This is a genomic window from Alcanivorax sediminis, from assembly GCF_009601165.1.
GTDB lineage: Bacteria > Pseudomonadota > Gammaproteobacteria > Pseudomonadales > Alcanivoracaceae > Alcanivorax > Alcanivorax sediminis.
Genome location: NZ_WIRE01000001.1, coordinates 173,199 through 185,084 on the forward strand (window position 1 = coordinate 173,199; position 11,886 = coordinate 185,084).

Annotated in this window: 8 protein-coding genes; 7 read left to right on the forward strand and 1 reads right to left on the reverse strand. The window is 58.0% G+C overall.

What is annotated here, in order from left to right; all coding sequences use genetic code 11:
- Positions 1–14: 14 nt before the first annotated feature.
- Both GFN93_RS00755 and GFN93_RS00760 read left to right on the forward strand, forming a co-directional pair.
- Positions 15–806 (forward strand): aldo/keto reductase, encoded by a 792-nt coding sequence (locus GFN93_RS00755; protein ID WP_153498545.1) that lies wholly within the window; start codon positions 15–17, stop codon positions 804–806.
- The gene (locus tag GFN93_RS00760; protein ID WP_235901607.1) at positions 806–1,159 is read left to right on the forward strand and encodes a hypothetical protein; all 354 of its coding nucleotides are present in this window, start codon (positions 806–808) and stop codon (positions 1,157–1,159) included. Before GFN93_RS00755 ends, GFN93_RS00760 begins: the two co-directional genes overlap by 1 nt.
- Positions 1,160–1,238: 79 nt before the next feature.
- Here the strand turns inward: GFN93_RS00760 and GFN93_RS00765 are convergent, their stop codons facing one another.
- On the reverse strand, positions 1,239–2,090 hold the full coding sequence (locus tag GFN93_RS00765; protein WP_328594082.1) for a patatin-like phospholipase family protein: 852 nt from the start codon (positions 2,088–2,090) through the stop codon (positions 1,239–1,241).
- Positions 2,091–2,435: 345 nt separating this feature from the next.
- Between GFN93_RS00765 and atzF the strand changes: the two genes are divergently transcribed.
- From atzF to urtB, 5 genes are all read left to right on the forward strand, one after another.
- Positions 2,436–4,229: an allophanate hydrolase gene (gene atzF / locus GFN93_RS00770; RefSeq protein ID WP_153498546.1), complete on the forward strand. Its 1,794-nt coding sequence runs from the start codon at positions 2,436–2,438 to the stop codon at positions 4,227–4,229.
- On the forward strand, positions 4,229–7,852 hold the full coding sequence (gene uca / locus GFN93_RS00775; protein WP_153498547.1) for an urea carboxylase: 3,624 nt from the start codon (positions 4,229–4,231) through the stop codon (positions 7,850–7,852). The genes atzF and uca overlap by 1 nt, the downstream gene beginning before the upstream one ends.
- A 39-nt stretch (positions 7,853–7,891) precedes the next feature.
- Positions 7,892–8,602, forward strand: a complete 711-nt coding sequence (locus GFN93_RS00780; protein ID WP_153498548.1) for a GntR family transcriptional regulator — start codon at positions 7,892–7,894, stop codon at positions 8,600–8,602.
- A 117-nt stretch (positions 8,603–8,719) separates the two neighbouring features.
- Positions 8,720–10,018 carry an urea ABC transporter substrate-binding protein gene (gene urtA, locus GFN93_RS00785; protein ID WP_153498549.1) on the forward strand — a complete coding sequence of 433 codons (1,299 nt, stop codon included), beginning with the start codon at positions 8,720–8,722 and terminating at the stop codon, positions 10,016–10,018.
- A 179-nt stretch (positions 10,019–10,197) separates the two neighbouring features.
- Positions 10,198–11,886 carry an urea ABC transporter permease subunit UrtB gene (gene urtB / locus GFN93_RS00790; protein WP_153498550.1) on the forward strand — a complete coding sequence of 563 codons (1,689 nt, stop codon included), beginning with the start codon at positions 10,198–10,200 and terminating at the stop codon, positions 11,884–11,886.

The window sequence follows — 11,886 nt, forward strand, 5'->3', positions numbered from 1 at the left end:
ACAGAGGCTACTTCATGTCTTTCATGCGCCCATTGGGCAATACAGGCCTGACCGTCAGCGCTCTTGGCCTTGGCACGGTAAAGATCGGCCGCGACAAGGGCGTCAAATATCCAAGCAGCTTCACCATTCCTGAAGACAAGGCCGTGGTTGAACTGATTGCCCGTGCCCGTGATCTGGGCATCAACCTGATCGACACCGCTCCGGCCTATGGCCACAGTGAATCCAGGCTTGGCCAACTACTGACACAACGACAAGACTGGATCATCGTCACCAAGGTCGGTGAGGAGTTTGATAATGACAGTGGCGAAAGCCATTTCGATTTTTCTCCCGAGCATGTTCGCAACTCCGTGGAACGCAGCCTCAAACGACTGAATACCGATTACCTTGATTGCGTACTGATCCACTCTGATGGCAATGACATGGCCATCATCGAACAAGGCACCCTGGACGCCCTCAACGAATTGAAGAAAGCCGGATTGATTCGTGCCACCGGCATGTCTACCAAGACCGTAGAGGGCGGTATCACCACCCTGCAGCACTCAGACATCGCCATGGTCACCTACAACCTGCAGCATCACGAAGAGATCCCGGTGATCGAGCATGCCGCGGCCCACCACAAAGGCATCCTGATCAAGAAAGCCTTTGCCAGTGGCCACCTGGCCGGCGATGTTGCCGACCCGGTGCAGGAAAGTCTGAACCAGATCCTTGGCACCCCCGGTGTTGGCAGTATTATTGCTGGCACCATCAATCCCGGGCACCTGCAGGAAAATGTGGACAAGGCCCGCATTGCCTGCGGCGAACAATAATGAAAGGACTGACTGCCATGCGCTTTGCCATTACCGCTCTCCTGATTGCCCTGTCCTCCCTCGCGCAGGCTGACAAAGTCCTGTTGCTACGTGATGCACCGGAGGGTTGTGAAGAGAAAGGGGAAGTGTCCATCTCTACGGGCAACGCCTTTCAGGGGATGATCTTCAGCGACGCCTGGATCAACAACAACGCCACCAAAAAAATCAAGAAAGCCGTCAAGAAAGCCGGAGGCAATGTGGGCGTCATCAGCGATCGCCGCGAGTTCATGATGGAAAGCCAATTTCGCGGACTGGAGCATATTGAGCTGGATGCGTGGGCGTGGAAATGCGAGAAGAAAGACAGTAGCGAGTAACGAAAGTCAAAACAAAACCGGGAAGCGGTTGCTTCTGATCTTCGCAACTCGTTACTCGCTTCTCGCTACTCGCCCCGGATTACCCACTGGATAGTTGTTTCAACTGCATTCCCAATGCCTGCATCCCCGCCCAATGCCCCTGCTGATAGCCCTGCTCCAACTTTTTCGCATTGGTGGTCAGACGACTGACCGGGAAGGTTTCCTGTGGGGCGATAACCGTCAGCCGGCAATCCTCAGGCGGGTTGGCGATGAATGCCAGTGAGTCGTTGTAGATCTCTGCACGTTTCAGCATGGCGCCATATAGCCCCGGCATGTCTTTCACCCAGGGTTTGATCAAGGGAGTCAGGGCACTGGGTTTCTTGCGATACCCATGATGCCGTGACAGCACCACCGTGATCTCGCGTGCGCCCTGCTCATAGGCCCAGCGAACCGGAATGGAATCCGCCAGGCCACCATCGGTCATGGCCTGCCCTTCCACTTGGGGGAAATCCCGGTACGCAAAAGGAATAGAGCAGGAAGCGGTCATGATCTCATTGAGATTCTCCGGCCTTGCCTGAAAGTAACGCGGACTACCTTCCTCCACCGAGGTAGTCACCACCCACAGCGGCACATTGCGTTGCCAGTGTTGATCCAGCGCCAGTGGTACATCCTGGAGGGACTGATGCCACAACCAGAGCACATCGCAGAGGTGACCACCGGCCATGAAGCGCTGCCAGTTAATGAACTCGGGGCGACAAGCGTGATCGGTAATGATCTTTCGGCTGCGGCCATGATCACCCGCCAGATAACCAATCAGGTTGGTTGAACCCGCCGACACACCCACCGCAAAATCAAAATCCTGGTAACCATTCTCCAGAAAGGCATCCAGCACCCCGGCAGCAAAAATGCCGCGCATGGCACCACCCTCCACTACCAGCGCTCGCTGACTCACGACTCTTCCTCCCGATTCCTGCAGAACCTGATTTCTGAATCACCTTGCCAAAGACTGACTGTCGCGGGAAATAGATAAACTTTGTCTGCGTCATCGATTTCGGCAATGCCATGTCATAGCCCCGCGTTACTGCACCAGCATTGCCCTGCCCGACCTCTACGCTTGCACTGTTGCTGCGCAGGCGCATCAGGATGGCGCATTTACCGTCCCGCAAATCCAACATTCAACGCAAGATGAAATCCATTAACTATTGTAAAAACAGGTGATTAGCGAGTTCTGAAAAGTCTGGCATCCCTATTGCACAAGAAGGCATACCAACTTGTATACAAACAGGTGTGCTAACGAATGATCGGCTGGACTCTCGAAAAATGGCAGGCCGCCTACCGCAATGGGGACCTCACCCCGGTGCAGGCGATGAAACAACTGGCCACCGCGCTGCACGACAGTGAACGTGCCCTGTGGATCCACCTGCTGGATGAGTCTTCCCTGGTTGAACAAGCAGAAGCCCTTAACGATCCAACGCTTCCGCTCTATGGGGTTCCCTTCGCAGTGAAGGACAACATCGACGTGGCAGGCATGCCCACCACCGCCGCCTGCTCCGCTTTCGCTTATACCCCTGAACACGATGCCACGGCGGTTCGCCTGCTACGCCAAGCCGGCGCCATCGTGGTCGGCAAGACCAACCTGGATCAGTTTGCCACCGGGCTGGTCGGCACCCGCTCGCCCTACGGCGAAACGCCCAACCCCTTCAACCCGGACTACCTCAGCGGCGGATCCAGTTCAGGCTCTGCCGTGGCCGTAAGCAGCGGGCTGGTGCCCTTTGCCCTTGGCACTGACACCGCCGGTTCTGGCCGTGTGCCCGCCGCCTTCACCAACACCGTCGGGCTCAAACCGACCCGTGGCGCCATCAGCACCAAAGGCGTCGTGCCGGCATGCCGCACCCTCGACTGTGTCAGCATCTTTGCGCTCGACGTGTCCGATGCACACACCCTCTACCGCCTGCTGGGCCAGTTTGACGAGGCCGACGCCTACAGCCGTCCCGCGCCAAAATTACAAAGCACCGGCCTGCCGGTTCGCCCCAAACTCGGGATACCGAAAGATCTGCCCTGGTTTGGCGATGATCAAGCCAAGGCACTGTGGGAGCGCAACCTGGCCGCCATGAGCGAAATCGCCGAGCTGGTCACCGTGGACACCATGGTGCTGCAGGATGCCGCCGCCCTGCTCTATCAAGGCCCCTGGGTGGCAGAACGCTTTACCGTCACCGAAGCGCTGCTACAGGAACAACCGGATGCGGTGTTACCGGTCATTCGCGACATTCTCGAACCCGCCGCCAGTCTCACCGCGGCAGACAGTTTCCGTGCGCAGTATCAACTGGCCGAACTCAAGCGCCAGTCCGAAACACTGATGGCGCAGGTCGATGCGCTGCTGCTGCCCACCACGCCGGGCATCTATACGCGCGCAGCGGTGAACGCAGAGCCGATCACGCTCAACAGCCAGCTGGGCACCTGGACCAACTTCGTCAACTTGCTGGACATGTGCGCCCTGGCGCTGCCCGGCGGCTTCCGTGAGGACGGCCTGCCCGGCGGCATCACGCTCGTCGGCCGTGCCTGGACCGATCACGCCCTGGCCGAGCTGGGTCGACGCTGGCAACACCACCTGCCCTGGCAGGCAGGTGCCACCGGCCAGATGCTGACATTGCCGACGACCGAGAACACCTTCAGCGCCCCGGACAACACCATCACCGTGGCCGTGGTGGGCGCCCATCTGACCGGCATGCCGCTCAACAGCCAGCTCACCGAGCGTGATGCCGTGCTGCTGGAAGCCACCCACACCGCGCCCTGCTACCGGCTTTACGCCCTGGCTAACACCGTGCCGCCCAAGCCGGGCCTGATCCGCAACGAAAAAGACGGTGGTGACAGCATCCCCATTGAACTCTGGCAGATGCCGGTGGAGCACTTCGGCAGCTTTGTCGGCTTGATCCCTGCACCACTGGGTATCGGCAGCCTGGAAACCGTGGATGGCCGCTGGGTGAAGGGATTCATCTGCGAGCCCTGGGCCATTGATGACGCCACCGACATCACCGAACTGGGCGGATGGAGAAATTACATCGCCGAGCTCAAAAAGAAGGAGTCACTGTAATGTTGAAGAAAGTCCTGATTGCCAACCGGGGTGAGATCGCCGTTCGCATCTGCCGTACCCTGAAACAGATGGGCATTGCCTCCGTGGCGGTTTACTCCGACGCGGATCGCAACAGCCAGCATGTCAGCGCGGCGGACGAAGCAGTGGCGCTGGGCGGTCAGACTGCAGCCGAGAGTTACCTGAAAACTGACCTGATTCTCAAGGCCGCCAAAGCTACCGGAGCGGATGCCATCATCCCCGGCTACGGCTTTCTTTCAGAAAATGCGGAGTTTGCCGAAACCTGCGAGGCCAATGGTATTGCCTTTGTAGGCCCCACGCCGCAGCAGCTCCGTGAGTTCGGCCTCAAGCATGAAGCCCGGGCACTGGCCGAGAAAGCCGGGGTCCCTCTGGCGCCGGGCACCGATCTGTTGCAAAGCCTGGATGAAGCCAAACAGGCTGCCAACGACATCGGCTACCCGATCATGCTCAAAAGCACTGCCGGTGGCGGCGGCATTGGCTTGTCACGTTGCAACAACGAAGCCGAGCTGGTGGCGGCCTTTGAATCGGTGAAGCGACTGGGGGAAAGTTTCTTTTCCGACAGTGGCGTCTTCATCGAACGCTTTGTGGCCCGCGCCCGTCATATCGAGGTACAGATCTTTGGTGACGGCGACGGCACTGTGCTGGCCCTGGGTGAACGTGAATGCTCCCTGCAACGCCGCAACCAGAAAGTAGTGGAAGAAACGCCCGCACCGAATCTGCCCCAGGCCACCCGCGAAAAACTCCATGACAGTGCGGCCCGCCTGGGCCGTTCAGTGAAATACCGCTCTGCGGGTACCGTGGAGTACATCTACGACGATGAACGCGACGAGTTTTATTTTCTGGAAGTGAACACCCGCCTGCAGGTAGAGCACGGCGTTACCGAATCCGTGTTTGATGTGGATCTGGTGAAATGGATGGTGGATCTCGCCGGAGGCAACCGCCCACCGCTGGATGATGCCTACACCAGCAAGGGCGCTTCCATGGAAGTGCGTATCTATGCCGAAGATGCGCTCAAGGATTTCCAGCCTAGTCCCGGCGAACTCACCGAAGTGTTCTTCCCCGATAACATTCGTCTGGATGGCTGGATTGATACCGGCACTCTCGTCAGCCCGCACTACGACCCCATGCTGGCCAAAGTCATCGTTTACGGCGATGACCGCAGCGATGCGCTGAAAAAAATGCAGGATGCTTTGGCCGCAACCCGGCTGTCCGGAATTGCCACCAATCTGGACTACCTGCGCCAGATTCTACGCGACGACAATGTGATCGCCGGTACCGTCTCCACCCGTTACCTGGAAACGTTTGCCTATACACCCACCGCATTCGAAATCGTCGAGCCCGGCACCTACACCACCGTACAGGATTACCCCGGCCGTAGTGGCTACTGGGATATCGGTGTGCCGCCCTCGGGCCCGATGGATGATTTCGCCTTCCGTACTGCCAACCGCATTGTCGGCAACCATGACAGCGCGGCTGGCCTGGAAGCCACACTGGTAGGCCCAAGCCTGAAATTCCATAGTGATACGGTGGTAGCCCTGACCGGTGCCCACTGCGACGCCGAGCTGGATGGTCAGCCGGTAGCCTTCTGGCGGCCCATTGCCGTCAAGGCAGGTCAGACGCTGAGCACCGGCAAGGTGGACAGTGGCTGCCGTACCTACATCGCCGTGCGCAATGGCATCGATGTTCCCGATTACCTGGGCAGCAAATCCACCTTTGTTCTTGGGCAGTTTGGTGGTCACGGTGGCCGCACCCTTCGCAAGGGTGACGTGTTGTCCATCTGCCAACCACTACTGGCCGGATGCCCGACACCAGCACCGGTGGCAGAGCCACACCCCCTCGAAGAAAGCATGATTCCCGACTATCCCCAGCAGTGGGATATCAAGGTACTTTATGGTCCCCACGGCGCCCCCGACTTCTTTACCGAAGAAGCGATTGAGGAATTCTTCAACGCCGACTGGCAAGTCCACTACAACTCGAACCGACTGGGTATCCGGCTGGTCGGCCCAAAGCCGAGCTGGACACGCACCAACGGCGGCGAAGCCGGGCTGCATCCGTCCAACGTCCACGATAACGAATACGCCATCGGCTCTATCAACTTTACCGGCGATTTTCCGGTCATCCTCACCAAGGATGGCCCGAGCCTTGGGGGGTTCGTTTGTCCGGTGACTATCGCCAAGGCTGAGCTGTGGAAAGTCGGTCAGCTCAAACCAGGCGACAGCATTCGCTTCTCGCCAATCAGCTTCGCAGAAGCGAAGGCGCTGGAAGAAGCCCAGGATGCGTCTATCGACAATCTGGGGGTTATCCCGGTCATCCATCCACAGATTCGGGATCACGCGGAGACCTTTACCTCCGGCACCATGCTCGCCGAAAAGGATGCCGACGGCCACGTACCACGTATTGTTTATCGTCAGGCTGGCGACAAGTACATCCTGATTGAGTACGGCGAAAACATTCTCGATCTGGCCCTGCGCATGCGGGTTCATGCGCTGATGGAAAATCTCAAAGCCAGCCCCGTCAGCGGCATTCTGGAATTGTCCCCCGGGGTGCGCAGCCTGCAGGTGCACTACGACTCCCGTGTTATTGATCAGGACACTCTGGTTTCCATCCTGCTGGAGCGTGAGCAGACCATCGGCAGCATGGATGACATGGTGGTGACATCCCGGGTCGTTCATCTACCCATGGCCTTCGAAGACACCGCAACACTGGATGCGGTGAAGCGCTACCAGGAAACCATCCGCGGCGATGCGCCCTGGCTGCCGAGCAATGTGGAATTCATCCGTCGTATCAATGGTCTGGCATCCACCGATGAAGTCCGCGACACCATCTTCAGCGCCAGCTATCTGGTGATGGGGCTGGGTGACGTATACCTGGGCGCGCCTTGTGCCGTACCCATTGATCCACGTCATCGCCTGATGACCTCCAAATACAATCCGGCGCGCACCTTCACCGCCGAAGGCACCGTGGGCATCGGCGGCGTCTACATGTGCATCTATGGCATGGACTCCCCCGGTGGCTACCAGCTGGTGGGACGTACCCTGCCGATCTGGAACAAGCACCTCAAAAACAAACAGTTCGAAAACGGCGAGCCGTGGCTGCTGAAGTTCTTCGACCAGGTCCGTTACTACCCGGTCAGCGAGGAAAAGCTCACAGAAATGCGTGAAGCCTTCCGCCATGGGCATCTGGAAATCGACATCACCGAAGAACCATTCAGCCTGGCAGAGCACCGTCAGTTCCTGACTGACAACGCGGACAGCATTGCCGCATTCAACGAGAAGCGGGATATCGCGTACCACGAGGAAGTCGCTCGCTGGCAGAACGAAGACGCCGCGATTGAATCCGCCATGCTTGGCAGCAAGGCCGATATCGGCGAGGTGGATGGCCATCTCATCAGCGCCGAAATCAGCGGCAATGTCTGGAAGCTGTTGGTGGAAGAAGGCGCCACGGTCGAGGAAGGCCAGACCGTAGTCATCGTTGAGGCCATGAAGATGGAATTTGAAATTGTCGCCAGTGCCTCGGGCAAGGTCACCGGCCTGCATTGCCAGCCCGGCGCCATCATCAACGCTGGCGATCCGGTACTGGTGATCAATACAGATCATGTTGCCTGATCACAGCGGCAAGATAACGACGGAGCCCGGAAAAAAAGCATGAATGCCAAAGCCAATAAAAAACCGGAAAACCTGGCTGAGCGAATTTACCTTCAGCTCAAGCAGGACATTTTCGACTTCCGGCTGATGCCTGGTGATCGCTTCACCGAAAACGAGGTGGCCGAACGGGTCGGCGCTTCGCGTACTCCGGTCCGCGAGGCACTGTTCCGGTTACAGCGGGAATCCTATGTGGATGTGCTGTATCGCAGTGGCTGGCAGGTAAAGCCTTTCGATTTCAAATATTTCGAAGAGCTCTATGACGTACGCACGATTCTTGAGTGCGCGGCGGTGCGCAAGCTGTGTGAGCACACTACCGAGCACGACATGCTCGACGAACTGGTAGCTCAGTGGTGTGTGCCTGCCGAGCAACGGCTAACAGATGGACCAACCGTCAGTGGTATGGATGAACGCTTTCACGAGCAACTGGTGATGGCCGCCGGCAACCAGGAAATGGCACGCATCCACCAGGATCTCACCGAACGCCTGCGCATCATCAGGCGTCTGGATTTCACCAAGCCACCTCGTCTGGAGGCCACTTATAACGAACACCAGGCAGTGCTGGAGGCCATCCTGCATCGCCGCGTGGAGCAGGCGCAGATGTTATTGCGTGCCCACATCGAAGAATCCCGAAACGAAGTGCGGAAGATCACCGTGCACATGTTGCACGAGGCCAATGCGCGCAGTCAGCTGCATGCGGTCGACAATAACTAGAACCGTACTTTACAGGGGTAACGACCAGCAGGATCGGTCGATTTGCTTGGGTCCCAGGATCCGGGGACAGGGTTTCAGGAAATGGATAAACCAACTTCAAACGCAAGGGGAAACACCATGAGTTTTTCAAAATCCATGAAAAAGCTGGCCGCCGGCGTTGTCGCGTCCAGTGCCATTGTTTACAGCGGTGCCGTCATGGCAGCCGACACCATCAAGGTAGGGGTTCTGCATTCCCTGTCCGGCACCATGGCGATCAGTGAATCTACCCTGAAAGATACTGTTCTGATGATGATCGAGGAACAGAACAAGAAGGGTGGTGTAATGGGCAAGAAGCTGGAGCCAGTGGTCGTGGATCCTGCCTCCAACTGGCCACTGTTCGCCGAAAAAACCCGTGAACTGATTACCAAGGAAGGCGTTGACGTCATCTTTGGCTGCTGGACCTCCGTCTCCCGCAAATCCGTTCTTCCCGTGGTTGAGGAACTCAATGGACTGCTGTTCTACCCGGTTCAGTACGAAGGGGAAGAGTCGTCCAAAAACGTGTTCTACACCGGTGCAGCACCGAACCAGCAAGCCATTCCGGCCGTGGATTACCTGATCAATGATCTGGGCGTGAAGCGCTTTGTGCTGGCTGGCACCGACTATGTGTATCCGCGTACCACCAACAAGATCCTCGAAGCCTACCTGAAGTCCAAAGGCGTGGCCGAGAGCGACATCATGATCAACTACACCCCGTTCGGTCATTCTGACTGGCAAAGCATCGTCAGCGACATCAAGGCCTTTGGTAGCCAGGGCAAGAAGACCGCTGTGGTGTCCACCATCAATGGTGATGCCAACGTGCCGTTCTACAAGGAGCTGGGCAATCAGGGTGTGAGCGCAGAAGACATTCCGGTTGTGGCGTTCTCCGTAGGTGAAGAGGAACTGTCCGGCATCGATACTGCTCCGCTGGTTGGTCATCTGGCCGCCTGGAACTACTTCCAGAGCGTTTACAACGATGCCAACGAGCAATTCATCAAGCAGTGGCACGGCTTCACCGGTGATGACAAGCGCGTGACCAACGACCCCATGGAAGCAACCTTCATTGGCTTCAATATGTGGGTGAAAGCCGTGGAAAAAGCCAAGTCCACCGATACCGACAAAGTCGCTGATGCCATGATCGGCATCCAGACCCCGAACCTGACCGGCGGCATGGCCGTCATGAACGAAAACCATCACCTGTCCAAGCCGGTGCTGATCGGTGAAATTCAGGATGACGGCCAGTTCTCCGTGGTGTGGGAAACCGAAGGTTTGGTGAAAGGCGACGCCTGGTCCGACTTCCTGCCGGGTTCCAAGGATCTGATCTCCGACTGGACCGCCCCGATCAAGTGCGGCAACTACAACACCAAGACCAAGAGCTGCGGCGGCGCAGCAGCCAAGTAAAACTCAGTGGACGGCACTCCGGGCAATCCCGGAGTGCCTCTCCTGATAAAAAACATTCAGAACATCGCGAGAGCCATCGCCCGGGCTGGAAAACTTCCTGCCAGAAGTCTGTTCCCTGACGCCCGGCAACAGGTAGCACGCCTGCGGCTTTCATTTTTACGCCCCGTAAGGAGCCCGTCATGGGTTACAGTTTCAGCCGATTACTGGCCACCACCCTGTTGGTGTTGTTCGCCAGTCTGAGCTGGGCAGAAGAGACGCTGCAGGATATGACAGCGCCACCCCAGACCCTTGAGGCCACTGCCGTGGACAATGTCGAGCAGGACATCGCCACCGCGCCGCCTACCCTTCAGGATATTCTTAACCAGTTGGCCAGCCGCAGCTTTGACGATAAAGAAGCCGCTATCCGTCAACTGGCCGAGCAGGACAGCCCCCGCGTGGTCCCCCTGCTCAACGCGCTGATGGATCGCGATCTGGTCCATAACCGCAAAGACGACACCATCAGTCTTGGCCGCAAGGAAGATGGCCAGTGGTTACTGCTGGATCCGGTCAGCGAACAGGAAATTGGCTACGTGGACAGCCGCGCCGCGCGCCCGGTCGTCATCAACAATCGCCTGCGCACCGTACTCAACAACCAGCTTGCACTTTTCGCGCTCAACAGCGCTGACAGCGAGCAGCGTGTTCAGGCCGCGGAACAGTTGATTGGTAACGATGACCCCGACATGCTGGCCGCCCTGCGCCTGCGTCGGGAAAGCGAGGAAAACAGTCGCGTCATTGAGCAGATCGACACCGCCTTGAATATTGCCGCGCTCGGCAGTGATGAGCTGACCGCCCGACTGAATGCCATCGACGCACTCGCCAGCAACCTGCACCCGGAAGTGAAGAATCGTCTCAACTCACGCCTGCAGAGCACCGACAGTGCCGCCGAGAAAAAAGCCCTGGAAAAAGCGCTGTCACGCATTGATGCAAGGATCAAGAATTTCCAGACCGCCGACACCTTGTTCTTTGGTCTGAGTCTGGGCTCGGTACTGCTACTGGCGGCCATTGGCCTGGCCATCACCTTCGGAGTCATGGGCGTGATCAACATGGCCCATGGTGAACTGATCATGCTCGGTGCCTACACTACCTACGTAGTGCAACAGCTGCTGCCCAATAGTCACGAGTGGTCCCTAATCGTGGCAGTGCCAGCAGCCTTCCTGGTCTCCGCAGTAGTCGGCATGCTGATTGAACGTTTTGTCATCCGCTTCCTGTATGGCCGCCCTCTGGAAACCCTGCTGGCGACGTTCGGGGTCAGCCTGATTCTTCAGCAAGCCGTCCGCGTGATTTTCTCTCCACTGAATCGCACCGTCATTACCCCGGACTGGATGAGTGGGGCGCTGGAAATTAATCCGGTGTTCTCGCTCACCTACAACCGGCTCTACATCATTTTCTTTGCTCTCGCAGTCTTCCTTGGCCTGCTGACGTTGCTTAAGAAAACCCGCCTGGGCCTGCAAGTCCGCGCGGTCAGCCAGAACCGCACCACTGCCCGGGCATTGGGGATCCGCAGCGAGCGGGTCAATGCGCTCACCTTTGGCCTGGGTTCCGGTATTGCCGGTATCGCCGGGGTGGCGCTGGCGCAGCTCACCAACGTGGGACCCAATCTGGGCCAGAGCTACATCATCGATTCCTTCATGGTGGTGGTGTTTGGCGGCGTCGGAAACCTGTGGGGCACGCTCACTGCTGCCTTCGGTCTCGGCATCGCCAACAAGCTGCTCGAGCCCATGGCCGGTGCGGTACTGGCCAAGATTCTGGTACTGATCTTCATCATCCTGTTTATTCAGCGCAAACCCCGCGGACTGTTCCCGCAACGTGGCCGGGCAGCGGAGGATTAA

Coding starts and splice junctions, on each gene's coding strand:
- GFN93_RS00760 (WP_235901607.1), top strand. CDS start 806: ATGAAAGGACTGACTGCCATGCGCTTTGCCATTACCGCTCTCCTGATT.
- atzF (WP_153498546.1), top strand. CDS start 2,436: ATGATCGGCTGGACTCTCGAAAAATGGCAGGCCGCCTACCGCAATGGG.
- GFN93_RS00755 (WP_153498545.1), top strand. CDS start 15: ATGTCTTTCATGCGCCCATTGGGCAATACAGGCCTGACCGTCAGCGCT.
- urtA (WP_153498549.1), top strand. CDS start 8,720: ATGAGTTTTTCAAAATCCATGAAAAAGCTGGCCGCCGGCGTTGTCGCG.
- urtB (WP_153498550.1), top strand. CDS start 10,198: ATGGGTTACAGTTTCAGCCGATTACTGGCCACCACCCTGTTGGTGTTG.
- GFN93_RS00780 (WP_153498548.1), top strand. CDS start 7,892: ATGAATGCCAAAGCCAATAAAAAACCGGAAAACCTGGCTGAGCGAATT.
- uca (WP_153498547.1), top strand. CDS start 4,229: ATGTTGAAGAAAGTCCTGATTGCCAACCGGGGTGAGATCGCCGTTCGC.